This is a genomic window from Mesorhizobium sp. BR1-1-16 (assembly GCF_020165495.1).
In the GTDB taxonomy this organism is placed as follows: Bacteria; Pseudomonadota; Alphaproteobacteria; order Rhizobiales; family Kaistiaceae; genus Kaistia.
Genome location: NZ_JAIUIE010000012.1, coordinates 60196 through 87015 on the forward strand (window position 1 = coordinate 60196; position 26820 = coordinate 87015).

At 65.5% G+C, this 26820-nt stretch carries 23 protein-coding genes and 1 pseudogene; 7 read left to right on the forward strand and 17 right to left on the reverse strand.

Going from position 1 to position 26820, the window contains the following annotated elements; translation table 11 throughout:
* The first annotated feature begins 2 nt into the window (after positions 1-2).
* The 4 genes from LB518_RS20465 to LB518_RS20480 are packed head-to-tail and all read left to right on the forward strand — an operon-like array spanning position 3 to position 3802.
* Positions 3-935, forward strand: coding sequence for an ABC transporter permease (locus LB518_RS20465; protein ID WP_224579669.1), 933 nt, complete (start codon positions 3-5; stop codon positions 933-935).
* The gene (locus LB518_RS20470; protein WP_224579670.1) at positions 932-1834 is read left to right on the forward strand and encodes an ABC transporter permease; all 903 of its coding nucleotides are present in this window, start codon (positions 932-934) and stop codon (positions 1832-1834) included. Before LB518_RS20465 ends, LB518_RS20470 begins: the two co-directional genes overlap by 4 nt.
* Position 1835: 1 nt before the next feature.
* Positions 1836-3044 (forward strand): aminotransferase class V-fold PLP-dependent enzyme, encoded by a 1209-nt coding sequence (locus LB518_RS20475; RefSeq protein WP_224579671.1) that lies wholly within the window; start codon positions 1836-1838, stop codon positions 3042-3044.
* Positions 3041-3802, forward strand: coding sequence for a FadR/GntR family transcriptional regulator (locus LB518_RS20480; RefSeq protein ID WP_224579672.1), 762 nt, complete (start codon positions 3041-3043; stop codon positions 3800-3802). Before LB518_RS20475 ends, LB518_RS20480 begins: the two co-directional genes overlap by 4 nt.
* Before the next feature lie 42 nt (positions 3803-3844).
* Here LB518_RS20480 and LB518_RS20485 read toward each other — a convergent pair whose 3' ends face one another.
* The 9 genes from LB518_RS20485 to LB518_RS20525 all read right to left on the reverse strand — a co-directional run bounded on the left by LB518_RS20485 (position 3845) and on the right by LB518_RS20525 (position 15740).
* Entirely contained in the window at positions 3845-6448 is a 2604-nt protein-coding gene (locus LB518_RS20485; RefSeq protein WP_224579673.1) for a glycoside hydrolase family 38 N-terminal domain-containing protein, read from the reverse strand.
* A 31-nt stretch (positions 6449-6479) separates the two neighbouring features.
* The gene (locus LB518_RS20490) at positions 6480-7718 is read right to left on the reverse strand and encodes an enolase C-terminal domain-like protein (protein ID WP_224579674.1); all 1239 of its coding nucleotides are present in this window, start codon (positions 7716-7718) and stop codon (positions 6480-6482) included.
* 37 nt (positions 7719-7755) lie between these two features.
* Positions 7756-8604 (reverse strand): carbohydrate ABC transporter permease, encoded by an 849-nt coding sequence (locus LB518_RS20495; protein WP_224579675.1) that lies wholly within the window; start codon positions 8602-8604, stop codon positions 7756-7758.
* Complete coding sequence (locus LB518_RS20500) at positions 8601-9527, reverse strand: carbohydrate ABC transporter permease (RefSeq protein ID WP_224579676.1); 927 nt, start codon at positions 9525-9527, stop codon at positions 8601-8603. Before LB518_RS20500 ends, LB518_RS20495 begins: the two co-directional genes overlap by 4 nt.
* 145 nt (positions 9528-9672) lie before the next feature.
* Positions 9673-10920 (reverse strand): ABC transporter substrate-binding protein, encoded by a 1248-nt coding sequence (locus LB518_RS20505; RefSeq protein ID WP_224579677.1) that lies wholly within the window; start codon positions 10918-10920, stop codon positions 9673-9675.
* A gap of 79 nt (positions 10921-10999) precedes the next feature.
* Complete coding sequence (locus LB518_RS20510) at positions 11000-13633, reverse strand: glycoside hydrolase family 38 N-terminal domain-containing protein (protein WP_224579678.1); 2634 nt, start codon at positions 13631-13633, stop codon at positions 11000-11002.
* 78 nt (positions 13634-13711) lie between these two features.
* Positions 13712-14401 (reverse strand): GntR family transcriptional regulator, encoded by a 690-nt coding sequence (locus tag LB518_RS20515; RefSeq protein ID WP_224579679.1) that lies wholly within the window; start codon positions 14399-14401, stop codon positions 13712-13714.
* Positions 14402-14740: 339 nt separating this feature from the next.
* On the reverse strand, positions 14741-15112 hold the full coding sequence (locus tag LB518_RS20520) for a DoxX family protein (protein ID WP_224579680.1): 372 nt from the start codon (positions 15110-15112) through the stop codon (positions 14741-14743).
* A 124-nt stretch (positions 15113-15236) separates the two neighbouring features.
* Positions 15237-15740: a DUF4142 domain-containing protein gene (locus LB518_RS20525; protein ID WP_224579681.1), complete on the reverse strand. Its 504-nt coding sequence runs from the start codon at positions 15738-15740 to the stop codon at positions 15237-15239.
* 143 nt (positions 15741-15883) lie between these two features.
* Between LB518_RS20525 and LB518_RS20530 the strand changes: the two genes are divergently transcribed.
* From LB518_RS20530 to LB518_RS20540, 3 genes are all read left to right on the forward strand, one after another.
* Positions 15884-16087 carry a hypothetical protein gene (locus LB518_RS20530; protein ID WP_224579682.1) on the forward strand — a complete coding sequence of 68 codons (204 nt, stop codon included), beginning with the start codon at positions 15884-15886 and terminating at the stop codon, positions 16085-16087.
* Entirely contained in the window at positions 16080-16517 is a 438-nt protein-coding gene (locus LB518_RS20535) for an NUDIX hydrolase (RefSeq protein ID WP_224579683.1), read from the forward strand. Before LB518_RS20530 ends, LB518_RS20535 begins: the two co-directional genes overlap by 8 nt.
* 61 nt (positions 16518-16578) lie before the next feature.
* Entirely contained in the window at positions 16579-18114 is a 1536-nt protein-coding gene (locus LB518_RS20540) for a phospholipase D-like domain-containing protein (RefSeq protein WP_353619974.1), read from the forward strand.
* Between the two features lie 52 nt (positions 18115-18166).
* Here LB518_RS20540 and LB518_RS20545 read toward each other — a convergent pair.
* From LB518_RS20545 to LB518_RS20580, 8 genes and pseudogenes are all read right to left on the reverse strand, one after another.
* Positions 18167-19192: pseudogene (locus LB518_RS20545) on the reverse strand (lysylphosphatidylglycerol synthase domain-containing protein); the annotation flags it as partial.
* The gene (locus LB518_RS20550) at positions 19110-19841 is read right to left on the reverse strand and encodes an endonuclease/exonuclease/phosphatase family protein (RefSeq protein WP_224579685.1); all 732 of its coding nucleotides are present in this window, start codon (positions 19839-19841) and stop codon (positions 19110-19112) included. The pseudogene LB518_RS20545 and the gene LB518_RS20550, both read right to left, overlap by 83 nt.
* Positions 19842-20036: 195 nt before the next feature.
* Positions 20037-20945, reverse strand: a complete 909-nt coding sequence (locus LB518_RS20555) for a S1C family serine protease (protein WP_224579686.1) — start codon at positions 20943-20945, stop codon at positions 20037-20039.
* A gap of 109 nt (positions 20946-21054) precedes the next feature.
* A complete protein-coding gene (locus LB518_RS20560; RefSeq protein ID WP_224579687.1) occupies positions 21055-22164 on the reverse strand; it encodes a Gfo/Idh/MocA family protein in 1110 nt (369 codons plus the stop codon).
* The gene (locus tag LB518_RS20565) at positions 22161-23252 is read right to left on the reverse strand and encodes a Gfo/Idh/MocA family protein (RefSeq protein WP_224579688.1); all 1092 of its coding nucleotides are present in this window, start codon (positions 23250-23252) and stop codon (positions 22161-22163) included. Before LB518_RS20565 ends, LB518_RS20560 begins: the two co-directional genes overlap by 4 nt.
* A 26-nt stretch (positions 23253-23278) precedes the next feature.
* Positions 23279-24265 carry an ABC transporter permease gene (locus tag LB518_RS20570; protein WP_224579689.1) on the reverse strand — a complete coding sequence of 329 codons (987 nt, stop codon included), beginning with the start codon at positions 24263-24265 and terminating at the stop codon, positions 23279-23281.
* The gene (locus LB518_RS20575; protein ID WP_224579690.1) at positions 24262-25236 is read right to left on the reverse strand and encodes an ABC transporter permease; all 975 of its coding nucleotides are present in this window, start codon (positions 25234-25236) and stop codon (positions 24262-24264) included. The genes LB518_RS20570 and LB518_RS20575 overlap by 4 nt, the downstream gene beginning before the upstream one ends.
* Positions 25233-26762, reverse strand: coding sequence for a sugar ABC transporter ATP-binding protein (locus LB518_RS20580; protein WP_224579691.1), 1530 nt, complete (start codon positions 26760-26762; stop codon positions 25233-25235). Before LB518_RS20580 ends, LB518_RS20575 begins: the two co-directional genes overlap by 4 nt.
* Positions 26763-26820 lie beyond the last annotated feature (58 nt).

The window sequence follows — 26820 nt, forward strand, 5'->3', positions numbered from 1 at the left end:
GCATGCTGCAATTCATCATCCGCCGCACGCTCTCGATGCTCGCCACCTTCTTCGTGGTGTCGGTCATCATCTTCCTGATGATGCACGCCATTCCCGGCGGGCCGTTCGACGGCTACGAGATGCCGCTGCCGGACAATATCAAGGCCAAGCTGATGGCGCAGCTCGGCCTCGACAAGCCGCTCTGGGAGCAATACCTCCGCTACATGTGGGGCGTCTTCCATCTCGATTTCGGGGTGCCCTACCAGTCGCCCGGCGAAACGGTGATGGGCCTCATTGCCCATGCCTGGGTGCCGAGCCTCGTGCTCGGCGGCCTCGGCGTCCTGATCGGCGCGCCGATCGGCATCCTGCTCGGCATGGCCGCCGCGCTCAATCGCAACAGCTGGATCGACTATCTCGCTTCGGGCATCGCGACGCTTGGCCTGACGATCCCGGTCTTCGTGATCTCGACGCTGCTGATCCTCGTCTTCGCCGTTTGGCTGCACTGGACGCCGGCGAGCGGCTGGGGTGAGCCGCGGCGCTGGATCCTGCCGATCATGGCCTATGCCGCCGTGCCGCTCGCGACCTATGCCCGCTATGCCCGCTCGGCAATGCTCGACACGCTGAACAAGCCCTTCGTGACGGTGCTGCGCGCGAAAGGGCTCAGCGAGCGGCGGATCATCTTCCAGCATGTGCTGCGCAATTCGGCGATCCCGATGATCACCATCTTCCTGCCGATGTTTGTCGGCATCGCCACCGGCTCGATTTTCGTCGAGGCGATTTTCCGCGTCCCCGGCCTCGGCGCCTATTTCGTCTCGTCGATCCAGAAGCGCGACTACCCGCTCGAAATGGCGCTGATGCTCATGATCAGCGCGCTCTTCTGCATCTCCTACCTGATCTCGGACATTCTCTATGCGCTGCTCAATCCGCGCATTCGCCTCGGAGGGAAAGCCCGGTGACCGATCTCAGCGCCGCCAGCCCCGCTTTGCCCCGTCCCGACAGCGCCAAACGGCGGAGCCCGCTCTATCTCGCCCGGCGCCGCTTCGCCGCCAACAAGGCAGCGCTCGGCGCAGGCATCGTCCTCGTCATCATCATTCTGCTGGCGATCTTCGCGCCGCTGATCTCCAGGACCGGGCCCAACGACCAGGCTTTTCTGACGAAGTCACTCGCCTTTCCCTCGTCCGAGCACTGGTTCGGCATCGACGATCTCGGCCGCGATTTCTTTACGCGCATCATCTATGGCGCCCGGGTCTCGCTCGGCATCGGCCTCTCGGCAGCCGTGTTCAGCCTCGTGCTCGGCCTGCCGCTCGGCGCGCTGGCCGGCTATCTCGGCGGACGCTTCGACTGGGCGATCATGCGCATCATCGAGCTGTTTTCAGTGGTGCCGCCGCTGCTCGCCGCGCTGCTGCTTGCGACGCTGACGCGTGGCGGCGTCTGGGCGATCGTTCTGATCGCCGGCCTGTTCGGCTGGGTCAATGTCTGCCTGCTGGTCCGCGCCCAGGTGAAATCCTTCCGCGAGAAGGAGTTCATCATGGCGGCGCAGGCGCTCGGCGCCTCGCCCTGGCATATCGTCTGGCGCCATCTCATTCCAAATTCGGTTTCGCCGGTGATCGTCGGCTTCGTGCTGGCCATCCCGCTTGCCATGATGCTGGAGGCGTCGCTCTCCTTCCTCGGCATCGGCGTGCAGCCACCGACGCCAAGCTGGGGCCAGATGATCAATGTCGGCATGAACTTCATGTATTTTTACTGGCACATGGCCGTATTCCCCGTCCTGGCCCTTGCCGTCACCATCCTCGCCGCGTCGCTGCTCGGCGACGGACTGCGCGATGCTCTCGATCCGACCCTGAAAGGGCGCTGACGTGACCACCAATCTGACCCAGCATTTCCTCCTTGATCCCGAGGTCGTGTTCCTCAATCACGGCTCGTTCGGCGCCTGCCCGCGGCCCGTGTTCGAGGACTATCAGCGCTGGCAGGCGAAGCTGGAACGCCAGCCGGTCGAATTCCTGGATTCCAGGCGGGGTCTCGAGGCCAATCTGCGCGTGGCTCGCGCGGCCCTCGCGGCGGAAGTCGGCGCATCGGTCGACGATATCGCGCAAGTCACAAACGCGACGACGGGGCTCAACATTGCCCTGCAATCCTTGCCACTCACGCCCGGCGACGAGATCCTCACCACCAATCACGAATATAACGCGCTCGAAAAGACGCTCGCCTTTGTCGCCCGCCGCACCGGCGCGCGGATCGTGGTGGCCCAGGTGCCGCTGCCGCTGACTTCGGCGGAGGCCTTTCATGAAGCCGTTCTCGCCGGGGTCACCGATCGCACCCGCGTGCTCTTCCTGAGCCACATCACCTCGGCCACGGCGCTGGTTTTCCCGATCGAACGGCTGGTCACCGAAGCGAGAGCGCGCGGCATCTGGAGCGTGATCGACGGGGCGCACGCGCCCGGCCACATACCGCTTGATCTCGATGCGCTCGGCGCGGACGTCTATTCCGGCAATTGCCATAAATGGATGATGTCGCCCAAAGGGTCCGCCTTCGTGCATGTGCGGCCGGAATTGCAGTCGATGATCGATCCGCTCGTCGTCAGCCATGGCTGGACAGCGAACAACAAGGAACCGGGCGTGCGCGGTCCGTTCGGCAATTCAGCCTTCGTCGACGAGGTCGAGATGCAGGGGACGCGCGATCCCTCGCCATGGCTCGCCGTGCCGGCGGCGATCGCCTTTCGGCAGGCCCATGATTGGTGGCGCGTCGCGGCCGAATGCGGCCGCCTCGCCCAGGAAACCGCGGCGCGTGTTCGGGATCTGTTTGGTCTACCCGCCCTGTCGAGCCCCGAATTCTGCGCGCCGCAGATGGTGGCAATGCCGATCCCGCCCTGCGATCCGCTCGCCATCCACGAGCAGCTCTATCGCGACTATGGCATCGAGATCCCCGTCTTCGAATGGCAGGGCCACCATATCGCGCGATTGTCTTGCCAAGGCTATAATACTCGCGAACAGATGGATGTGCTGGTGCGCGCGCTCGGTGACTTGCTGGCGCAGCGGCAGCCGCGCATGAAGCAAAGCCAAGGGTGATTCCCATCGACGATCTTCTCATCGAGCCCGGCCGCCGCGACGCGGTCGAGTATCTCGAACGCATCAACACGACGACGCGCGGTGTTGCCGTGCTCGACGCGCTGGCGGAAATGATCGAGCGCGCCGGCCTCGGGGTCGGCGACCGGATTCCGCCCGAGCTGTCGCTCGCGGAAAAGCTCGGCGTCGGGCGGACGACGATCCGTGAGGCGCTCAACCGCTGGGAAGGGCTCGGCATCATCCGCCGACGTCGCGGCGCCGGCACCTTCCTCGTCGCGCGCGTTCCCTCCTCGAAGGGTCATGCCCCGACGATGATCCGCCTCGAGGGCGAAGCGCTGCTGCGCCTGATGGAAGTGAGACGGGCGCTCGAAAGCGACGTCGTGCGCAAGGCGGCGGTGAATGCCAGTGCGGCCCAGCGGCGTGAGATCTCGCGCCTTTGCGACATCCTGATCGACGACGTCGATGCGCGCCGCCCCTGGCGCAAGGCCGACGCGGCCTTTCACGGCGCTATCTACGACGCCTCCGGCAATCCGATGTTCGGGCAGATCCTCCTGAGCCTCGATCACGCGCTGGAACGCTCGGCGGAATCGCCGTTTGGCCGCGATGGTTTCGGCATCGCCTCGTTCCCGCCGCACCGGACGCTCGCCGACGCGATCCTCGACAGCGACGCGGACGCGGCCGTCGCGGCGATCAACCATATCCTCGACATCGTCGAGGGCGAGATCCGCGCCGTCATCGCCGGCGATCCCTCCCTCGCCTGAAGCGCCCCCGCCTTTGCGGCGGGAGCGCTCATATCGACTCCGCTAGGGCTCGATCACGACACGCGTCCAGGCACGCGGCCCGACACTGACGCGGACCTCGCCGCCCACCACCGCGACATCCTCGATTCCCTCGCCGGAAAGCGATGTGCGCCGGGCGCTGGCCGGCGTCACGAGGCCGGCACGGATGATCGCCTCGACGGCATGGTCCTCGGGATTGAGCAGCGTCAGCGCGACGCCGCCATCGGCCGGTTCAAGCCGCGTCAGCATCAGCGGCCCCGCATCGATGTCGAGAAGCTGGCCGCGCTCCGAAGTGAGCGGACCGCGCTCGGCATAGACATGCGCGGCGAGCGGCTGGGCATGCCCGAGCGCGGACTGCACGGCGGCGCCGAGCGCGCGCCCTGCGCCTGGCAGCAGCGTGAAGCGGAAGCTGATGCGGCCACCCTGGTCGGCCTGGAAGTTGGTCGACCAGTAATTGTTGGTCAGCCAGGCATTCAGCACGGGCGCCGGCCGTGCCACGCCGCCATCCGGCTCCCGCCACCGTCCGAAGGTAAAGCCGCCGACCTGCCAGAGCGGCGCATCCGGCGTCGCTACCGTGAGGTCATTGTTCTCATCGGCAATGCGGATATAGCGCTGGGTCGTGATGTAGTGACGGCTGGCGAACGGCAATTGCTCGTCGTCAAGCCGCACATTGGCGCCTGCAGTTTCATAATCGACGTGCCATGCTCCGCCGAGACGTACCGGCAGCGGCAGATAGATCCCGTGCGGCGCGGCCAGCGGCGCCTTGTCGACGATCGCCTCCACCTCGAGCGCCGGCTGGTCGGCAACGAGCCGCCAGACCACGGTGACGCGATCGCTGGAAGAGAAGGCAAAGTTCTGCCGGATTTCCGCCCGGCCCTGGCCCGTGATCACCTCGGCATCGCCGACGACCGCGCCCGCCTTACGGACTGCCTGCCAATCGGTGTGCCAGGACTTGTTCCACTCGGCCGCCTCCACGTCGACACGGTCGAAGATCGCCTCGCGCGTTCCAGCCTCGGGCCGTTCAAGCACCGGCACGCCGAAGACGGCACCCTCGGCCGCGCCGACATAGTCGATGCCGTCGAGGGTCAACGACTTGAGCCCACCGGCCGGATCGATCTCGGCGCGCAGACGGCCGTTCGAGAGCACTGTGCCGTCTACCTTCGGCGAAGCGGCAGCGCGGATGCCCGATGCGGCCACGCTGACATAGCCGAGGGCCGGAATCTCGAACGGCTCGGTCCAGATCGCGACGCGGTCGGGCAGGTCCGAGAGGATGACATCCTGGCGCTGGATACGGTGCGAGGACGGTCCATGCGGAAGGATTGCCTCGATGCCGAAGCCGTCCTTGACCTCACTGATGCCACCGACCGGCGGCAGATGCGGCAGCTTCACGGCCTGCCGCACGGGGAAGGGATGCGGATTATAGACGAGGAGCCGAGGTTCCTCGCCGCCGATTGTGCCTGCCAGTTTCTCCAGCCCGTCGCGGCGCAGCATCCGCGCGATACTCGCGCCCTCCGGCGCCAGAGCGAGCTTCAAAAGCTGCTGCGTCCGCGTCTCGGCGGAGAGCGGCTGGTTGATCGAGCGATCGGCGCCCCATGTGTGCTCGGCATAGAGGCCGAGCGCCCGCCGCGCAGTCTCGAACAGTTCTGCCTCGCGGTTCAGCGTCACGCCCGGCACGAAAGCGCGCAGCCCCTCCGCAGCGTCGAGATCGCGTTGGCCCTGCAGGGCCTGGCGCGTCTCCTGCGCCGTGCTGCCGGCGCCGAAATTCCACCAATCGGTCCAGTCGCCACGCATCAGCGGCAGGTGTTCGAGCGGCTCAGCGCGGAAGCGATCGAAGACACCGGAGATGGTGACGAAGCGGAGGCGCACCGCCGGATCAGTTGCGTTGAAGCGGCGGATGAAATCCGGCAGAGCGCGCTGCGGTGCACCATTGTCATGATAGCGGATATTGGTGATCTGCATCATCAGGAAGGGATGCGGATAGCCGCGCTGCTCCCAGCTCTTCGCCCATTGCGGCACGCGAACCAGCGCCTCGTCGAAATCGACGGGCACGCGCATGCCGCGGTCGCTGGTCACGCCATAGATGAAGCCATTATAGGCGAGGATCTCGCGGCCGGCCGGAGACTGCCAGCGGAAGGCGCGCGGCCAGGGCCGCAGCGCATGGCCGAAATGCTCGTTAATCGCCATCGAGATGCCGCTGATGCCATGATCAAGCAGCGCATCGACCATGCCCCAGGGCAGGCCGTTGACGTCGGTATTCATCGCCGAGCGAACGGGAATCCCGAGATCGCGGAAGAACTGGATCGGCTTCAACACGTCGAGCGCCATCGCATGGTCCATCAGCGGCGTCATGTGCCACTGCATGCCGGCCACCTCGAACTGTCCGCGCTTGACGGCGGCCAGGAAGCGGTCGCGGTCTCGCGTCGAGGCGCGGTTCCACCAGTCCATCGTCACGCCGGTGACTTCGCAGGTCCAGCGGAAGCGCGATTCCTCGTCGAAATCGGCCGTGTCGTCGGCGATATCAAGCGCTTCGTCGATGAAGCGCCGGTGCAGTTCCATCACCACCGGCTGCGGGTGCGTGTAGCCAATGTCGGTATGCGAATGATGGACGAACAGAATTTCCCTGATCATCAGGTCTCTCCGGTCAACTCGGATGATGGATTCAGCGCGGGAGGCGGCCGCCCTTGCCGGGGTCGGCATAATTCGTCTCGGGCATGACGCAGTACCAATCGGGCCGGCCGGGATCGCGGTCATAGGCGTAGCCGCCCATCTCGCGGTAATAGGCCGCGTATTGCGCAACCTTGTCGCGATCAAGCTCGACGCCGAGGCCCCGCCCCTTGGGCAGCGCGATCTTGCCGTTCCGGTAAGCGAGCTTTCCACCGGCGATGATGTCATCGGTCAGATGGTGATAATGCGCGTCGGCGGCGAAGCCGAGATTGGGCAGGGCGGCGCCGAGATGCAGCATCGAGGCGAGCTGGATGCCGAGTTCGCCCGAGGAATGCACCGAGGCGCCATACTGGAACGTCTCCAGCACCGTGCCGGCCTTGTGCGCCTGGCGGAGCCCACCCCAGAAGGTCGTGTCGAGCAGCACGACATCCACCGCCTCTAGGCGGATATTGGCGGCAAGCTGCTCGAAATTGACGACGACGGTATTGGTCGCGGTGGGGATATCGATCGCCTTGCGAAGCCGCCGCATGCCCTCGAGGCCCCAGGTCGGGTCCTCGAAATAATCGTTGTTGAGGTTGCCGATCGCCTTGGCGACACGGACCGCCTCCTCGACGGTCCAGACGCTGTTGGGGTCGAGCCGGAGCTTGGCCTCGGGAAAGGCCGCGCCGAGCGCCTGCATCACCTCAACATCATGGCCGGGCGGAAAGACGCCGCCCTTCAGCTTGTGCACCGTAAAACCGTAGCGCGCGACGAGGTCCTTCGCGTGCGCCACGATCTCGTCGGGCGTCGTCTCGCCGCCGAGACCCGTCTTCTCGTCGCGATAGCGGTAGAAGATGTAGCTCGCGAAGGGGATTTCTTCGCGCAGCGAACCGCCAATGAGGTCGCAGGCGCGGATACCGAGAAACTTGCCCGCGACATCCATGCAGGCCATCTCGATCGCCGCATGCAGCTGCAGGCGGTTGTTATAGAGCGAGGCGGTGGGGTTCATGACCTTCCACCTGAGCTGTTCGAGCTGCAGCGGATCATGGCCGACGAGATAGGGCTTGAGGCCGGCGATCGCGGCTTCGGCCGATTGTCCGCCGCCACCGAGCTCGCCGAGGCCGACGAGACCCTCGTCTGTCTCCACCTCGACAATGGTCCGCACGAAGCGGCCCCAATGCGCGCCGTTCGAATGGCGCAGCGGCGCTTCGAGCGGGACGGCCACCGTCGTCGCCCTGAGATCGGTGATCTTCATGAATGGACTTCCCTCGAAACGATAAAGACGCGCGTCATCACCGCTCTCCCATGCCGAGCGTCAGGCCCCGGACGAAGTAGCGTTGCAGCGCGAGGAACAGGATCAGCGTCGGCGCGCTGCCGACCAGCGTCGCGGCAATGACCGACGGACCGTCGCTCGCGCCATAGACGCCCTGCATGCCGGCCAGCGCCACCATGATCGGGCGAACACTCTCGGACTTGGTCAGCACGAGCCCGAACAAGAGGTCGTTCCAGATCCAGGTGAACTGGATCAGCACCAGCAGGATCAGCGGCGCCCGCGCCATCGGCATCATGATGCGCCAGAAGGTCGCCCAAGAATTGGCCCCATCCAGCGCCGCCGCCTCCTGGATCTGCCACGACACCGTCAGGAAGAAGCCGCGCATGACGAACATGCAGAAGGGAATGGTGATCGCGACATAGAAGGCGATGATGCCGATCCGCGTGTCGTAGAGCCCGGTGTCGAGATAGAGATTGAACAGCGGGATCAGGTACATCTGGAATGGAAAGATGGTCCCGCTATAGATCAGCAGGAACCAGAACATCCCCTGGGGAATGCGCAGCCGCACGATGCCATAGGCCGCCATCGCGGCGAGGATGACCGAGATCACCGAGGCGACGACGCCGTAGATCGCGCTGTTGACGAAGCCAGATGCCATCCCCTTCGCCCAGGCGCGGGCGATGTTGTCGAAAAGGTGGAACGACTGCGGCAGCGCCAACGTCGAGGTGCTCGAGAATTCGATCGGCGTCTTGAAGGCGCTCATGACGAGAAGCGCGATCGGCAACACCCAGAACACTGTGAGGATCAACGCGGAGGTGAACTTCGCCTCGCGGGCAACGCCCGTCGCCTCGCCGATTTCAGCGCTCATTGGCGTGCCTCCTGTTCGAGGACGGAGCGAAGATAGAAGTAGGAGAAGGCGAGCGCGACGATCGAGATGACGACAGCGATCGCGGCGCTGTATCCCTGCTTGAACAGGATGAAGCCCTCGCGATACATCGTGACGGCAAGCGTCTCGGATGCGCGGCCCGGGCCGCCCTGCGTCATCACCCAGATCAGGTCGAACACCTTGAATCCGTTGACGATGGCGAGCAGCGTGGTGATCACCACATAGGGCATGAGCATGGGCAGGATGATGCGGCGCACAAGGTTCCAGCCCGTGCAGCCCTCGATCTTCGCCGCCTCGATCGGCTCCGGCGGCAACCCCTGCAACCCCACCAGGAACAGCATCATGTTGAGGCCAGTCTGCTGCCAGGTATAGGTCGCGATCATCGCGAAGGTGTTGGTGGGTACATCGAACAGCCAGCGGCTCGCGAGGCCCGAAAGCCCGATGCCGCGGAGGATCATGTTCAAGATGCCGTTGTCGTAGTTGAAGACGAAAGAGAACAGAATGCCGGCTGCTGCAGCCGAAATGGTCGCCGGCAGATAGATCACCGTCTTGAAGAAGCCGCCCCAGCGTACGCGGCTGAAGGCAAGCGCGAAGACCAGGCCAAGCGTGACGGGGAAAACCACCGCGGCGACCGTCCAGATGACGGTATTGCGCAGCGACAAAAGGAAATGCGGGTCGGCGAACAGATCGCGGAAATTGTCGAGCCCGGCAAAGGTCGGGTCCGAGATTCCGTCGAAATGCGTGAGGCTGCGCCAGGCTGTCAGCACCATCGGATAGAGCAGGAACGCCGCCACGAACAACGCCGCCGGCAGCACATAGAGATAGGGCACCACGAGCTGCTTCAGCGGCCGGCTGGCCGCGCGGCGGACGAGCGGCGCAGCGCCGTGGTCGAGAGTTGCGGTCATGACATTCTCCTGCGCGGCCTCGCGGCGCGCCTCGTCATCGCGGGAGCCCGCATGCCGCACTTTGCGGCAGGCAGAGCCTGGCGAAGGAACTCGCGCCGGCCGGACGACCGGCGCGAGGCTTCAGGTGCCAGATGGCGCCATGAAACTACTGCGGATGAGCCGCCCAATACTTGTCGGCGAGCGCCTGCAGGTTCTGCTGGACCTGCGCGGCCGTGTCGGGATGCAGCATGAAATTGCCGAGTTCATCGACCGCGGCCTCGGCGATCTCCGGCGGCGTCGCCTCCCAGAACCGGTTGATCGAGGTGTAGCCGCCATCGTTGATCTCCTTGACGAGATCGGCGATCAGAGGCGACTTCGCCTTGACGTCCTTGTTGATCGGCGGGAAGTCCTGCGCATCGACCCAGGCCTGCTGTGCCTTGGCCGACATCCAGTAGTCCGCCACCTTGAGGGCATCAGCCTTCTGCGAGGATGCCGAGGCGATGAGCAGCGGCCCAGCCTCGAAGATCACCGATTTCGGCATGTCCGGCTTTTCGTTCGGCATGATGAAGGCGCCGAGATCATTGGCGTCGAGACCCGACTGAACGATCGTCGTCGCATACCAGGTGCCGACAAGGATCATGCCGAGCTTGCCCTGCGCCAATTGCCCGGCCATGGCGTTCGAGCCTGACGTTCCGAACGCGATCGACGGATCGGTGAAGTAGCCCTTGCCGATCCAGTCGGCCCAGGTCTTCAGCACGGCCGTGACTTCGGGATCGGTATATTTCGCCTTGCCGCTCATCAGCTTGGCGTAGAAATCCGGATTGCTGCGCACCAGCAATTCCTGGAACCAGATGAAGCTCGGCCAACGGCCTTCGACGGTCTGGCCGAACGGCGTGATGCCCTTTTCCTTCAGCGTCGCGGCGATCTTTTCGAACTCTGCCCAGGTCGTCGGCGGCGTCAGCCCGTTCTCGGCGAAAGTCTTCTTGTTGTAGAGAACGACCCAGTAGGCGACGAGGTTTGGAATGCCGTAGATCTTGCCATCAAAGGTGAAGGCCGAGGCAAGCGACGGGCTGACCAGCCCGGCGTCGGTGTATTTCTTCCAGACATCGCTGACGTCGGTGACGAGCTTGGCGTCGACGAGGTCCTTCATGCGATAGCCGGACCACCAGGCAAAAATGCCCGGCGCGCTCGACGTGCGCAACGCGGCGCGCACGGCTGCCTGATAGGTACTGGTATCGGCATAAGGAACGGGGGTCACCTCGACACCCGTCGCCTCCTTGGCCGGCCCCAACACCGTCTTGTAGGCGTCGTTCCAATTGCCCTTGTCGTGATAGAAATCAACGCTCTGCGCCAATGCCGGCGTCGCCAGCATGGCCAGAGACACGGCCATCAGGCCGAGTTTCCGAATCTTCATTCGACGTCCTCCTCGTCCAGTCCTGATTCCGGTCCGGCGGAGCCGGATCGGTCCTTCACGTCTTCCGAGCCCTCCCGGCTCAGCCCTCGCCGAACCGCACCAGGATGGTGGCGATGGCGAGCGGATCGAGATCGACCGCGAGCGTCGTACCGGACACGGCAAGCCTCTCGCCCGGATTCTCGATCGGATCGCTGCGCCGCGCCTCGGCCGGCGCCTTGGCGAAAGTGACGATGCCGCGCGTCGGTGCGTTGGCGAGATTCTGAAGCCGCAGCGCGATCCAGCCTGCCGTCTCGCCGGGCTTCACAGTCGCGATGAAGGGCGCGGCCGGATCGATTGCGTAGAACGACCCCGTGCGCGGGCCGGTCGGAGCGATATCGCGCAGCACGACCGGCGGCATCGAAGCCTCAGCGGCGAACCTGGCCGCCATTGCTGGATCGACATCGCCCTTATGCGTTGTCAGGCGATAGCGCAGCGGGATGCGGCCGTCCTGACTCGCCTTGAAGTTGACCATCCAGTGATTATTGAGCGCCCAGGACATGATGGTCGGGCCATCAGGCGAGAGCGTCCGCGCCCATTTGCCGGTGGTGATGCCGCCGAGATGCACCAGCGGCGCGTCGAGCGGAACCACGGTGACGCCATGCGCGCCATCGCCGACATCGACCCAGCGCTGGACCGGATACCAATCCTTGGCGGCACCATCGAGCTGGTCAGTGTTCGGCGCGGCCGGAATGCCGTTCATGTCGAGCATGAAGCGCGGGGCGCCAAGATTGAACGGGAATGCGATGAACACCGCTTCCGGCGCCTCATGCGCCAGCTTGTCGAGCATCCAGTCGACCGCGAGTTGCCTGACCCCGCTGTCGAGCGCATAGGTCACCGTCGCCGACGCAACGCCTTCCGCCTGAATCCGAACCGTGATCGAGGCGCGGCCATTTGCGACCACGGGCTCGTCGATCACGACCGCACTGGCGCGGCTCCGACGCCAGGGCGTATCCTTGAACCCGGTGTAGAAATCGGGATTGGAGAAGTCGAAGCTCGCGATCGCATCGCGGCCCTTCTCGGATTCGACGACCTCATAGACATATTCGCCCGGCCGCCAGCCCTCGTAGCGGCCGGCGAAATCATGGCCGAGATCCTTGTCGACGAACGCCTTCAGGCCGCCGCCTTCGGGATCGATCTCGATCCGGTAATGCGCGTTCTCGATAAAGCCGGCGCCCGCCTTGAGATCGGTGCCCGCCGGCGCAGCCGAGAGCGGCAGGAACGCATAGCCCATGGCCGGGACGCGCCCCTCGACGCGCCGGACCGGCGGGATCGGACGTCCGCCGCCCCAGCCGCTCCGCCGGTTGAAGAAGCAGTCGAGCATTCCGGCCGGCGCGGCGCCGCCACGCGGCTCGGGCTCCTCGACGATCACGTCGCGGTCCCAGGGCAGCGTGTTGATGACCAGCACATCCGCAATACCGGACGGCTTGAACGCCTCGTCCGGCGCGAGATCGCCGAGATTGAAGATGCCTTCGGGGCCGGGTGTCCCAAGTGGCGCGGCGAGCGCACGCGCAGCACCCGCGAGACGGTCGTGCCCTTCCATCACCGCTGTGTAGGCAAAGCTCGCCTTGCGATTCCATTGCGCCCGGGTGAACAGCGAATCCGGCGCCTCGATCGAGGAATAGGCACCCCAGGTGTGCTCGTCGAACAGGATCGCCTGCTCATAGTCATGTGCCGCGCGGGCGGCATCATAGCGATCCCGCCCCTGGCTGCGCAGCCACGCTTCGATGGCTTCAGCAGCACCAAGAACCTCATGGGCTTGACGGTTGATCCCGGTCTCATAGGCGCTCGATCCCGGCCCATCCATCCAGTGGTCGGTCCAGTCGCCGCGCTGCGTCCCGAGCGCGTCGCCATGCATGGTCTTGAGCAGGTGGCCGAATTCGGTGACCGTCTTGAAGGCCATGCGATAGGGGCGATCTTCCTCGTTCCAGCGCTTGACGAAATCCGCCATGCGCCGGTCGGGCGGCCCGTTGTCGACGCGAACCGGATGCGTCGCCTCGCAATAGAGGAAGTCATAGGGATAGGTCGGATCGGCTTCGAGGCCGCTTACCCAGCGGGGCAGCAGCCGGTCGACCAGTTCAAAATTGCCGATGCCAGCCTGACTGCGGCCGAAGAGATAGTGATAGCCGTTCCAGGCGAGCACCTCGCGCCCACTCGGCCCCTGCCACCAGAAGGCGCCCGGAAACGGCTTCGGCCGCGCACCGCGAATGGGATTGATCGCGGCGGAATAGAACCAGACGCCGAGTTCGGCGAGCAGATCCGCAAACAGCCAGGAGATGCCGTTGACGTCGTCCTGCATCGCGCTTTCGACTGTGAGGCCGAATTCGTCGCGGAGGGCACGGAGCGGATAGAGGCTCCGATGCATCTGCTCGATATTGAGCAGCGGCGTCAGATTGTAGTTCATCGCCGCGACGTCGATCCGCCCGGCCTTGTGCCAGTGCTGGAAGCGGCTGACTTCACCTGCACCCGCACTGCGCAGATAGCGAAGCAGCGGACCCGTCGTCTCGCAGGTCCAGCTGTAGCGCGCCTCTTCCGGGTAGTCGTCGGTCGCCTCGATCAGGTCGAGCGCCTGGCGAACGAAATCCGCATGCTGCCGGAAGCAGACATCCTGATAGTCGGTGAAACCGATATCGGTGTGCGAATGATTGCACACATAGATCGTCTTGATGTCAGGCATTGCTTCCTCCGCTTCCTCTCCTTGACCGGCCGCTCTTCGTCGGCTCGGTAGCCCGCCTCTCCGGCGGCGACCCCTCCGTCACATCGCAGGCACGGGATCGCCCTGCCCCTTGTCGATCACCTCCAGCGCCTGCAGGATCGTCCTCAGATGCTGCGTCATCACGGCGGCGACCGCCGTCTCGTCGCGCGCCGCGATGCCCGAGACGATGCCGCCATGTTCATCGAGGATGGTGTGCGGGCGGTTCGGCCAGTTGACGGTCACGAACCGCATCCGGTTGAGGTGAACCTTCACATCCTCGAGTTCGTCGGCCACCGCGAGACAGTCGGCGCTGGCGAAGATCCGGCGATGGAAGGTCTCGTCGAGCTCGTAGAAGCGGCGGATATCGAGGCGTCCGGCGGCGAACTGCTGTTCCTCGACAATCGATTTGAGGGCGGCGATATCGGCATCCGTCGCCAGCCGAGTCGCCCGCCGCGCCACTTCGACTTCGACGGCCTCTCGGATCAGTTGCGCGGCCCGAACCTTGGCAACGCGGATCGGCGCCACGACAGTCCCGCTCTGCGGATAGATGTCGACAAGCCCGAGATTGGCGAGACGCAGCAGCGCCTCGCGCACCGGTGTGCGTGAGATCGACAGTCGCTCGGAAATTGCCGCCTCACGGATGGGCTGCAGCGGCTTCAGGATGCCGAGCACGATCTCGCCACGTAGCAGCTCATAGACATTGAGAGCTGTCGATCGTGGCCGGACCACACTCTGCTCGATACCCGCCATGCTCCGCCGCTTATCCTTGCGCCTTACAGTACTAATATACTACTGCATGAAAGACGTCTGTCAACGGCGTTGCGTATCGCGCGCTATGCCGGCCAGGGACTGGGATGGATATCGGGGGAAGCCGAGCGCAAAGGCGCGGTCATTGCCGGGCCTGACCCGGCAATTTGGACTCGATCGGCGCTATGGCGATGACGGCCGAAAGGCTGGATTGCCGGGTCAGGCCCGGCAATGACCGTCGGCGAATGATGAACCGTCACCACCTGGGGGCGGTGACGCGTCGAGGCGGGCAGCCAAACGCGCCCGATCAGCCAAGCCCGCTTCGGATGGTGGGACGGCCGCTCAGACAGCCGTCGCGATGACCATCAGGCAATAGCCGACAAGGGCGCAATTCACGAGCGTGAAATAAAGATGCGGCTGCTGCGCCTCGCCCCGGAAAAGCGCGAAATTATGGAAGAAGGCCGTTGCGGCAATCAGGAACAGGATCAGCCCGATCGCGCCCCAGACGGTGAAGACGCCAGCGAGCACCGCCAACCCGCCGATAAGCTGAACGGCGAAACCAAGGGCCGTCGCCGCGGCCGGCAGCTTGAAGCCGTAATTCGTCTGCATCGCGCAGCGGTCGGAGAAGTGCATGAAATTGCGGATACCGGCGATGACGAAGAAAAGGCCGAGAATGACCCGGCCAATCACGATCAATGTCGCTGCAGTTGTCATCGCTCTCTCCCCTGATGGCCACCCCTGCCTATCGGATCGGCACGGATTCGAGAAGCCCTCGGACGAGGAAAGCCGCAATTCTTGGCACGGCACAATTTCGCTGCGCCATCGCCCGGCGCCCGCTCTATTTGAGCTCGGCCTTCAGCGTATCGACCATCTCCCGGTGATGCTTGAGCACCGGAAGGGTCTTTTCGGCGAAGTCCTGCAACGTGCCGTCCGGCGCCGAGTCGGCGAACTGAGAGAACAGCGTAACCGCGCCATCATGGGCGGCGACCTGCTGGTCGACATAGAGCTCATCGAACGCACGTCCCGAAGCCGCGGTCAGCGCATCGAGCTTGGCCTGGCCCGCCTTGTCAACCGTCGCCGGAACGGCGACGGAACCGGCGCTCGCCTTGAGCGCGGCGGCGATCGCCGTGTGATCCTTCACCATCTCGGTCGCGAAGGCGCGGATGTCGTCCCGCGTCGCATTCGACATGGCGATCCCGGCCGCCTGGATCTCATAGACGCCAGCGACGCCCGCATCATGGACAAAAGCCTGAGGCGTGATCGGCTCGGCTGCCACGGCTGCCGAGCATGTGATGAGGACCGAAAGGCCGGCCACTGCGAAAAAGCCCGATCCCGTGCGCATGAATTCTGTCTCCAGCTGAGCTGGCCGCCGATGATGCCGGCAACCACTGGAGCAACAAGCCGGGCGGCTGGACGTTCCGCATCGGAACCGCCGCCAGCGGCAAAAGTTGCCTCCTCGAAAACTGCTGGCATCAGGAGATCACCATGCCGCTTGCCCGCTACGAGGTTGTCGCCAAGGACGATCATTTCGTCGTGCGCCACGACGAGGACGTGACCGGACCCTATGTCACCAAGGAAGCTGCCTTCGAGGCTGCCGTCAGCACGGCCGGTCACGCGATGGCCGAGGGATACGCCGTCGAGGTCGTCGTGCCCGGTGGCGCGGAAGGACGATGGGCCGGCAATGCTTGACGAGGCCGCTCCGCGCACCTGCTGCGCCCTGCCCTATCGGATCCGCGCGCCGCATGTCGAGGTTCTCCTCGTGACGACGTCGGCTGGACGCTGGGTGCTACCCAAGGGCCGCATGCTCCCCTCGGAGGCGCCGTTCGAGGCAGCGGCGCGCGAAGCCTGGGAGGAAGGCGGCGTGCGTGGCAACATCGACGAACTGCCTTATGGCGGGTTCGATCACGAGAAGAACGGCGCGACCGAGCATATCCTCGTCTATCCGCTCGCGGTCAATGACGAGGCGGCGCGATGGCCTGAATCGAGCTGGCGGCAACGCCGCTGGGTCACAGCAAACGAGGTCGCAGCGCTTGTCGACACCGATCTCGCAGGGCTCGTGGGGGACTTTGCGGCCGAGGCCGACGCGATGATCGGCGATGGCGTGACGGGGCAGGATTGAACTGACGGCAGTCTCGCGCGTTGCGCCTGCGCGATCCGTCCCTCCGGCCGGACCAGCCCGCGTGAGGCAAGCCTTGTATATCGACCATTGGCGCTCCGGGTCCGCACGGTCCCGCGACACCGCTTCGCCCCTTCTCAGGCCAGGGGTCAACTGCTGGCGGATAGACCAGTCGCCGCGCGCCGCGACTATCATCGACGGCGCGGCCTATTTTCGACATCTCGAGGATGCGCTGAGGCAGGCGCGCCGTTCGATCTGGATCATCGGCTGGGATTTCGACGGCTCGATCCGCCTCAGCGATGATCCGGACGCGCTGCCGCTCGGCCCGCTCCTGCGCGACTGCGTCGAGACCAATCCGCAACTTGAGATCCGTGTGCTTGTCTGGAGCCTTGCCCTCGTCCATGCGCCGAGCCCCGTCATGCCGCTGCTCTTCGGCGAGCCGTGGCAGGAGCATCGGCGCATCACGGTGAAGCTCGACACGCAGCATCCGATCTATGCCGCCCATCACCAGAAGATCGTCGTCATCGACGACAGCCTCGCTTTCGCCGGCGGCATCGACCTGACAGGCGGGCGTGGCGACACCCGTTGCCATCATGCGCACGAGCCGCTGCGGGCGAAGCCAGATGGAACGCCCAGCGAACCGGTGCATGATGTCCAGATGGCAGTGACGGGTCAGGCGGCCGCATCGCTCGGAGCGGTGGCGCGTGAACGCTGGGCGATCGCGACCGCCACGCCGGTCCCGCCATCGGCTCCGCATGCCGCAGACGGCGCCTCGCCCTGGCCGACAGGCTTGCCGGTCGAGTTTGCCGGCGCGGGCATCGCGATCGCCCGCACCCTGCCCCGCTGGAAGTCGCGCCCCCCGGCGCTCGAGAGCAAGGCGCTGATCCAGGACATGCTGATGTCGGCGCAGCGCCATCTCTATATCGAGGCGCAATATGTGACGGCGCGGTATGTCCGCGCTGCATTGCGCAAGGTGCTGCGCCGACCCGATGGTCCGGAAATCGTCATCATCCTCAACAAGATGTCCGAGGCTCTGGTCGAGCGGATCGTCATGGGCGAGAACGGCGCCCGGATGATCCGCGCGCTGCGCCGAGCCGATCGCCATGGCCGCCTCCGCATCTACTACCCCGTCGTGCCCTCGGAAGCCGGGGAGGTCGCGATTCATATCCATTCGAAGCTGATCATCGCCGACGACCGCCTGCTGCGCATCGGCTCGGCCAATCTGAACAATCGGTCGGTCGGCCTCGACACGGAATGCGACCTCGCGGTGGAAGCATCGGACGAGGCGGCGCGAGCGACCATCGCGAGCTTCCGCAATCGGCTCGTCGCCGAGCATGTCGATGCGACGCCGGAAATCGTGGCGGATACACTGGCTGAGACCGGCTCGTTGATCCGGACGATCGAGACACTCAATCAGCAGCCGCGCGGCCTCAGGGCGTTTCCGGCAACGCCCGGCCCGGCGCATTTCGTGGCCGGGACGCGCTTTCTCGATCCCGAGGCGCCGTTCGAGCCGGGCTGGCTGCTGCGCTTCCGTCCCTATCGGCGGCACCCCGGCGCCTGGCGTGCCATTCCGAGCCCGCGAGCATCACGCATCCGATGACGAGCGGCAACAGGAAATAGACGAACCGGAACAGCAGCACGGGGCCGACCACGGCTTCGCCCGGCAGCAGCAGGATGACGATGCTCTCGATCACCCCGACGCCGCCCGGCACATGCGAGACGAGCGTCGCGACATTGGCGATGACGAAGATCGCGACGAGATCGAGATAGGATATAGGCCCCGCGGTTCGCACCAGCGCGTAGAGGCAGGCGGAGACCAGAGCGAAATTGACCGCGCCAACCGCGGTCTGCCCGACGGCCATGCCGATCGACGGCACTTCAACCTGCCAGCGCCACACCTTGAGCGGGCCGGTACGCCGCCATGCGAGCAGCCAGTAGCCGAGTACCAATGCAAGGCCGACTGAGGCGAGACCATAGCCGAGCCCCGCGCTGCCAAGGAGACGGGTCGTCAGTTCGGGGCGCGATGCCAGTGGCGCGATGGCGAGCGCGACCAGTCCCAGGAGAACCGTCATACCGCACATCAATGTCAGCCTGGCCAATTCGGCCAGGTGAACGCCGCGCCGTCGATAGAAGCGGTAGCGGATGGCGCCGCTGCTAAGGCCGGACAACCCAACGCTATGCCCGATCGACAGGCTGACGAAAGAGGCGAGCGCGACCGCCCGATAAGGCAGGCGATGGCCAACATAGCGCAGCGAGATCACGTCCGAGAGCGTGAGGCAGGTATAGCTTGCCGCCGCGAAGCCAAGCGCCAGCAGAATGCTCGTGGTGGGAACCGCTGTGATCGCGCGGCCAATCTCGGAAAGGCTGTACTGGCGTAGCGCCAGCCAGATCAGAACGCCGGCAAGGCAGAGACCGACGAGCCAGAAGCCACGGCCGAGCCACGGCTTCCACCGGCGCCAGAGGGTTGTCGCGCGGCCGGGATGCGCGGCCGTGCTCTTGTGATCGTCGATGGTCGGAAAGCCGGTGCTGGTCACGCATTCGCCCTTTTGGGACGAACGGCGGAGCGGGGCAGCCGTTCCGCACCGCGACACGGTGTCAGCCGGCGAACTCGAAATCGGCAACCAGCGGCAGGTGATCGGAGGCAAGGCGGGCCAGCGGCGAGTCCGCGACAAAGGCATCCGTCACGCGGAGCGGGCCGCGAAACCAGAGATGATCGAGACGGAGCCAGGGTCGTCGGCTCGGAAAGGTGGCGCCGCGCCCCCGGGCTGGCTCGCGGCGATAGGCGTTGGTCCAGCCCGCGGCGATGCGGCGAAAGGTGGATGAGGCGGGAAAGGTGTTGAAGTCACCACCAAGGATCGCGGGGCCCGCGAGCGCCGGATCGCCAGCCCAGGCCGGCCCGAGCAGGTCGCTGACTTGCGGCGCCTGTTCATGCGGCAGCAGGCCGAGATGCGTGTTGAAGACGGTGAGGGAAAATCCATCGCCACCGATGACGACGCGCATCGCCCCGCGCGGCTCCCCGGCGAAGCGTCGCGGAGCGCGGAGGGCACCCGCCTTGACGAGGCTCATCGGCAGCCGCGTCAGGATGGCGTCGCCATAGTGCTCCTCGGCAAGGCTGAGCGCAGGGTGAAAGTGGCGGCGCATGTCGAGCGCATGCGCGATCTCGTGCGCCTGGTCGAGCCCGCCGGTCCTGACACGCCCGACATCGACCTCCTGCAGCAACACGATATCCGGTGCGCTTTCCACGATGACGGCCGCGATGCGCTCCGGCGAAAGCTGCCCGTCGGTGCCGATGCAGCTATGGACATTGTAGGTGAGAATGCGAACCACGGGACCTTGGAGATAATGGGAAGGGTGCCTTCCCAATGAACGGGGCCGCGAATGGATGCCGCGTTCCCTTGCCGCCTCAGTCCTCCGCCATGCCGAGCGCGGCGCGGATGCACGGTCCGATGCGGATGGATGGCGGCCGTGAGCGTGTCGGTCGACGGCGCTGCGCGGTCGGAGCCCATGGCCGCCCGCGCAGCGTCAGTGGAGGCGCGGCTTCTTGAGGAAATCTGCGCGGTTGGCGGACTTGACCCGCACGGAAACGGGCCGGCCCTCGCGCACGAGGTTGAGATCGATCTCGGCGCCCGCGGGCCCGCTGCTCCACAGCATGCGATAGAAATCGGTAAGCCTCTCGACGTCGCGGCCGGCAATGCCGGCGATGACGTCGCCCGGTCTCACGCCCGCAATCGCGGCCGGGCCGTCATCGGCGAGGCTGACGACAACGATGCCGCCCTCATGCTCGGCAGAGAACAGGCCGAGCCACGGCCGCGGCGGACGCTGCACCTGACCATAGGAGAGCAGATCATCGAGGATCGGCGGCAACAGATCGATCGGCACCACCATATTGGCGTCGCGCGCCTGGCCGTCCTCATCCATCTGCTGGACCAGCAATGAACCGATGCCGATCAGCCGTCCGTTCGCGTCGATGAGGCCGGCACCGCCCCACAGGGGATGGGCCGGCGCCGTGAACAGCGCATCCTCGAGGAGATATTCCCAATATCCGGCAAAAGTCTGCCTCGCGACGATCTGGGCGCGAACATACTGGCCGGCATCGCCGCCAGCCAGGATCACCGGATCACCGATCTCGGCGCGGCTGGCAGAGCCGAGCTCAAGCGCCGGGAGATCGAGGCGGCCGAGCGCCTGCACGAGGCCGAAGCCGGTATCCTGATCATAGGCGAGCGCATGCCCCTGCGTCAGCCGCCCATCCGAGCTGCGCAGCCAGATCCGATCCGCCTCGGTGATCAGATAGCCGATTGTCAGGACGAGCCCATCGCGGATGACGACACCGCTGCCGGCGCGCTCCGTTCCGAGCCCACCGGCCGTAAAGGCGTCGTCGGGCACCAGCGCGTGAATGGAGACGATGGATTTGAGGGTTTGCGCGAGGTCCAATGATAGCTCCCTGACATCGGCGGCGACGCGACCCTGACGTGATCATGCCGCCTCGCTCTATAGCTAAAGCGCTGCGGCCCCGGCGCAAGCCCATGCGGGCTGCTCGTGGTCATCCTCCGCCATCAATCGGAACCCGAACACCGCCCTTCCGCGCGCTCTCGATCGCCGCGCGGCCGAGCCGAAGGGAGCGGAGATTGCCGCGCGCCGCATGAACCGGCGGTTGTCCCGTCTCGATCGCGACGAGCAGCGCGCCCATCGCGCCTGCGAAACCGTCATTGAACCATGTCCCCTCCAGCATCGGCCGCGCGACGCCGGCTTCGGTGAAGAGGCTGACCTGCTGGCGGCCAAGGTCGGGGCCCGAGCTCCGCAAGGTTCCCTTTGTGCCGATGATCACCGTCTCGTCTTTCGCGCCAAACCGAGTCGCGCCATCGAAAACCAGCGAGGCGTGGCCGCCCTCGAAGGCCACAAGGGCCTCGGCGAGCAGCGGTGCCCGTGCCGATTGCCCCGCTGCCATCGCCGACCGCGCGGCGACGGACGTCGCCCGATCTCCAATGATGGAAACAAGGAAATCGAACCAGTGGATCCCGAAATCCTCAAGGATCAGCTGGTCCATCTGTTCGAATGGCGTGCCGGCGATCCAGCCATGATCCCACTGGATCGAGACGTGCACGCCGATGACGTCTCCGACATGGCCTGCCTCGACGGCTGCGCGCATCCAGGCCATATGAGGCGCGAAACGGCCATTCTGGTTCACGGCAAGCTGCAGCCCGCGTGCCTCTGCGAGATCCGCAAGTTCGGCGCCGACCGCGAGACTGCTCACGAAGGGCTTCTGCGACAGCACATGTTGCCCGGCCTCCAGCGCACGCCGCATCAACGGCGCCCGTCCTTCCGGATGCAGCGTCATGTCGAGCACGGCGATGGCGCTGTTGCCGATGAGGTCCTCGACCCGGTCGGTCGCCAGTGCCTCGGGAAAATGCTGGTCGCGCCGCAGCATGGCCCGGTCGAGATGACGATCGGCGATCGCGACGACATTGAGGCCATAGCGGCGATAGGCTTCGAGATGGGCGAACGAAATGCCCCCGGCGCCGATCAGCCCGATCGGGATCGAGCGGTCTGCCGGCATCGGCGGCCGATAGTCGAGCGCCGGCGCCGCGATCTCGGCAGCCTCAGGCGCCACGAGCGCGTAGGCCTCCGCAGCCGGCAGCTCATCCGCGCTCATGGCAGCAGGTCCAGCGTCCGCCCCTCGTCGGCCGAGCGGCGGGCCGTATCGACGATGCGCTGGCCGATGCGGCTGAGCTCGGGCGACAGCGGTCCCTCGACGTCGAGCCCCTCGTTCCAGCGCGAGAGGACATATTCGACCGGCTTTCGATGCGGCGCGACGAGATCATGCACCGGCATTGGATGAATGACAGGATGCTGACGCGTCTGCAGATGGACGTGGTGCTCGAAATCATAGCTCGACAGCGTTCCCTCGCTGCCGACGATGACGAAGCCGCATTTCGGCTGCGGCTGCAACGTCCATGGATCGGTGAACGTGCCCCAGCGCGTCTCCAGCTTGGAGAGCCCGGTATCGTAGCGAAGGACGGTGATCGAATGCTCGTCGACCTCCAGCCCGGCGGGCCGATCGACCGTGCTGGTGACCGTCAGCGGCGCCCGGCCGTTCATGAACCAGGTGCCGAGCGTCGCCCCATAGCCTAGATAATCGAGCAGGCTGCCGCCGCCACTGGCGCGCTTGTACCACCACGAACCCGGCTTCTGCCGGATGACCTCTTCGTCGGACACCTCGACCTTGTCGGCGAGGTGATAGAGCGGACCCCGATTACCGTCGTAGAAATGAACTTCGAGGACATCGCCGATGGCGCCCTCGTCGATCAGGCGCTTCGCGGTGACATGCGGCGGATACCAGGCGAGCGGCCAGTTGATGGCCAACCTGACGCCCGCCGCCTTCGTCGCCGCGATCATGCGGTCGGCGTCGGCGAGCGAGGCGGCGAAGGGCTTCTCGATCAGAATATCGGCGCCATAGGGCGCAACCTCTTCGACCGCTCTCGCATGATCGGCGGTGGCGGGACAGAGGATGACGAGGTCTGGCCTGATCGCTGTGAGGCAGGCGGCAACGTCGGTGAAAACTGTCCGGCGGTCGATGCCAAAGGCCTCGATCGCGCTGGTCATCCGCTCGGGCTTCGCATCGCAGATCGCGGCAATCTCGGCGTCGGGATGCTCATGCACCTCGCGCAGAAGATCGCCCATATGCATGTGATCGAAATTGATACCGACGACCTGCCAGGGCCGTCCCTTCTGTCCCTCCATGTATGTCCTCCCCGCGACCATCAGGCTCAACGGTCTTCGATGATGCGCAGATAGGCCGCCGTCACCAGGAGCACGATCAGCCCGAACAGGATCTGACGCGCGCCTTCGGCGATCTGCATCACCGTGAGCAGCGTAATCAGCACCCGCAGGATGAGCGCACCGATGATCGTGCCGGTATAGCCGCCGCGTCCGCCGAAGATCGACGTTCCGCCGATCACGGCTGCCGCCACCGATGGCAGCACGAGCGGTTCGGCGAGCGACAGCGATGCGGACTTGATCAGGCCGATATAAAGCAGTCCGGCTATGCCCGCGAGCAGGGCCGAGAGCACGTAGAGCGTCAGGATGACCTGCCAATAGCGCACGCCCGAAAGCCGCGCCGCATGCTCATTGTCGCCAACGGCATAGAGCAGGCGCCCAAAGCCCGTCCTGTTGAGGAGAAAGAGAATGAAGGCCGCGACAGGCACGAACAGCAGCAGCGCGTTCGGCACGCCATAGCTCAGTCCCGTTCCAAGCCAGGCAAGGCTGGGCGGGACAGCGGTTCCCGTCGAGATCACTGTGCGCTGATAGACCTGCAGGAAACCCGTGCCGATAAGGCCGGTGCCGAGCGTCATGATGAGGGGATGGACGCGGAAGACACCGATTCCGATGCCATTGAAGAGACCGATCAGGAGCGCCGGCACCAGCGCGATCGCGATCGCAACGCCGGGATCGTGGTGCACGCCCTGCGTCGCGACGATGAAGGCCGCCATGGTCGCGACGGTGCCGACCGAGAGATCGATGCCTCCCGTCAGCATCACCATGGTTTGGCAGCCGGCCAGGATCGCGAGAGGAATGGCGAATTTGATCGTCGTGGCGATCCAGGCCGGGTTAACGATGCCGGGACGCATCGCCTGCAGCACGGCAACGAGCAGGACCAGCAGCAGGATGAGCGGGACGAGCGGATAGTCGCTCATCAGCCGCTTGAGCCTGCGGCCTGGCAATGGCGATGAATCGGGAAGGACAGTGTTGCTCATGGCGAGCGTCCCTTCATGGCAAGGAAGGCGCCGAGCATCACCACGACAACCATGATCACCCCCTCGACGATGGTCGTGACATTGGGATCGACCGCCATCAGCGTCAGGTCGGTGCGCACGAGGCGAAGCACGAACACAGCCACGATGGGGCCGACCAGCCCGCCGCGCCCGCCGCCAAGCGTCACGCCGCCCAGCACCACCGCCGCGACGCTGGCCAGAAGATAAGGCCCTGGAATTGGCGCGCCGATGCCGGTGCTCATCGTGAGGGTCAACCCACCCATCGCGGCGAAAAGGCCGGAAAAGGCATAAGCGAGAATCCGCGTCCGCGCCACTGGGACGCCGGAACGGAACGCGGCGAGCTCGCTGGAGCCGATCGCATAGAGCGAGAGGCCGAGCTTCGAGTGCTTCAGCGGAATCCACACAATGCCGAGGCAGACGACGAGCAGCAGCAGCGCCTTTGGGAACCACGCCGTGACCGCGTCCGGCAGGAGCGGCAGCGGCACGGTTCCGACGACGAGCGCCTTCAGCCATTCGGCGGCGGAACCACCCGGCGCGCTCAGCACCAGCAGCGCCGCGCCCTGCAGCACGAACAGCATCGCCAGCGTCACGACGATGTCTGGGACGCGGGTGACGATGATCAGGATGCCATTGACGGCCCCGAGCACGAAGCCGAGCGCCAGGACGAAGGGCACGACGAAAAGGGCATAACTCGGGCTGGCGCCGTTCATCATCGCCGCCGCGGTGACGCTGGTCAGCGCCATCATCGCCGCGACCGAGAGATCGATGCCGCCGGCGATGACCACGACCGTCTGCGCCGCCACCGCGAAGGCATAAGGCAGCACGGCCCGGCTCAGCGAGACGAAATCGCCGGCGCCATAGCCCGGCTGGATGATCTTGGTCGCCACGAGGAGCAGCGCGAACAGGATGAAGAGACCGGCAACCCAGCCCCGGCGGCGGAGGAAGCGGGTCACGGTGCCCCTGCTCCATCCTGCATGCCCGCCTCAGTCGCGACGGGAGCGGCTTCGCGCGGCAGGCCATAGGCAGCCCGGGTCAGCGCGGCTTCGTCGGCAAGCTCGACCGGCAGGATGTCGACGACACGGCCTCCAAAGATGACGATGGCGCGGTCGCAGACGAGCTGCACCTCCTCGAGTTCGGATGTGTAATAGAGCACCGAATGCCCTTGGCTCGCGAGTTCGCGCATCAACTGGTAGATCTGCCGCTTGGTGCCGACATCGATGCCGCGCGTCGGGTCGAAACAGAGGATGGTGCGGGCATCAGACGCCACCCAGCGGGCGATCGTCACCTTCTGCTGATTGCCGCCCGAGAGCCGCTGGACCTCGCGCTGCGCACGGGTATCGATCTGCAGCCGCTCGATCGCCTTCAGAACGGTCAGCTGCTCGCGGCGCATGTCGATCGGCCCCCAGTTGCGGAGCCGTGCGCTGAAGGGCAGCGCGATATTCTCGCGCACCGAGCGATGGCCGAGCAGCGCCTCGCTGCGATCCCCCGGCACATAGGCGATGCCCGCGCGGATCGCGTCGGCGGGATGGGCGAACGAAACGCGTGCGCCATCGACCAGAACCTCCCCGCCGCTTGGCCGGATCGAGCCGGCGAGAACGCCGAACAACTCGTCCTGGCCCTGCCCCTCGAGAGCCACAACGCCGGCAACCTCGCCATTGGCGAGATCGAACGAGACATCGTTGAGCTTGGTACCGACCTGAAGGTGCTGGACGCCGAGCCGCGCCGGTCCCGCCGGTTTCGCTGACGCGCCGATACCAGCAGCCTTGATCCGGCTCTTCTCAACCTTAGCGCCCAGCATCAGCTCGACGATCCGCTCTTCGATGCCGGGCTCGATATCGACGACGCCGACCGTCTCGCCATCCCGCAATATCGTTGCCCGGTCGCACAGAGCCTGGATTTCGATGAAGCGGTGCGAAATGAATATGACGGAGCGACCGCTGCGGCTCTGGCGCCTGACGACGTCGAGCACCCGCTCGGCAAGATTGGCCGGCAGAGCTGCGGTCATTTCGTCGAGCAGCAGGACATCCGGCTCGATTGCGAGCGCGCGGGCAAGGTCCAGCACGCGCAACACGGCGAGCGGAATATCGCGCGCGGTCTCGGAGAGATCGAGATCCGGGACGCCGAGTTCCTCGACAAAGGTGCGGAACGGCTCCAGCGGCGTATCGGTGAGACGGAGATTGGCCAGCACGTCGAGATCGGGAATCAGCGACGGCTCCTGATAGACGGAGACCAGCCCCGCCCGCCGCGCCTCGGCCGGCGAGCGCACGGTGTGCTCACGGCCGCGGATGAGGATGCTGCCCGCGCTCGGCCGCACCGCCCCGGTCAGGATCTTGACCAGCGTCGACTTGCCGGCGCCATTGGCGCCCATCAGCGCATGCACCTCGCCGGGAAGGACCGAGAGAGCAGCATCGCGCAGCGCCGCGACGGCGCCATAATGCTTGGCGACGCCCCTTGCAATGAGGATCGGATCGGTCGTCACGCGCTTGCCGTCACTCTTGCTGATCGAATCGAAACGAAGGGCGTGGAGCGTCGGCGAA

Coding starts and splice junctions, on each gene's coding strand:
- LB518_RS20515 (WP_224579679.1), bottom strand. CDS start 14,401: ATGGCGGGTATCGAGCAGAGTGTGGTCCGGCCACGATCGACAGCTCTC.
- LB518_RS20465 (WP_224579669.1), top strand. CDS start 3: ATGCTGCAATTCATCATCCGCCGCACGCTCTCGATGCTCGCCACCTTC.
- LB518_RS20560 (WP_224579687.1), bottom strand. CDS start 22,164: ATGAGCGCGGATGAGCTGCCGGCTGCGGAGGCCTACGCGCTCGTGGCG.
- LB518_RS20530 (WP_224579682.1), top strand. CDS start 15,884: ATGCCGCTTGCCCGCTACGAGGTTGTCGCCAAGGACGATCATTTCGTC.
- LB518_RS20510 (WP_224579678.1), bottom strand. CDS start 13,633: ATGCCTGACATCAAGACGATCTATGTGTGCAATCATTCGCACACCGAT.
- LB518_RS20520 (WP_224579680.1), bottom strand. CDS start 15,112: ATGACAACTGCAGCGACATTGATCGTGATTGGCCGGGTCATTCTCGGC.
- LB518_RS20500 (WP_224579676.1), bottom strand. CDS start 9,527: ATGACCGCAACTCTCGACCACGGCGCTGCGCCGCTCGTCCGCCGCGCG.
- LB518_RS20485 (WP_224579673.1), bottom strand. CDS start 6,448: ATGATCAGGGAAATTCTGTTCGTCCATCATTCGCATACCGACATTGGC.
- LB518_RS20570 (WP_224579689.1), bottom strand. CDS start 24,265: ATGAGCAACACTGTCCTTCCCGATTCATCGCCATTGCCAGGCCGCAGG.
- LB518_RS20525 (WP_224579681.1), bottom strand. CDS start 15,740: ATGCGCACGGGATCGGGCTTTTTCGCAGTGGCCGGCCTTTCGGTCCTC.
- LB518_RS20495 (WP_224579675.1), bottom strand. CDS start 8,604: ATGAGCGCTGAAATCGGCGAGGCGACGGGCGTTGCCCGCGAGGCGAAG.
- LB518_RS20535 (WP_224579683.1), top strand. CDS start 16,080: ATGCTTGACGAGGCCGCTCCGCGCACCTGCTGCGCCCTGCCCTATCGG.
- LB518_RS20505 (WP_224579677.1), bottom strand. CDS start 10,920: ATGAAGATTCGGAAACTCGGCCTGATGGCCGTGTCTCTGGCCATGCTG.
- LB518_RS20490 (WP_224579674.1), bottom strand. CDS start 7,718: ATGAAGATCACCGATCTCAGGGCGACGACGGTGGCCGTCCCGCTCGAA.
- LB518_RS20565 (WP_224579688.1), bottom strand. CDS start 23,252: ATGGAGGGACAGAAGGGACGGCCCTGGCAGGTCGTCGGTATCAATTTC.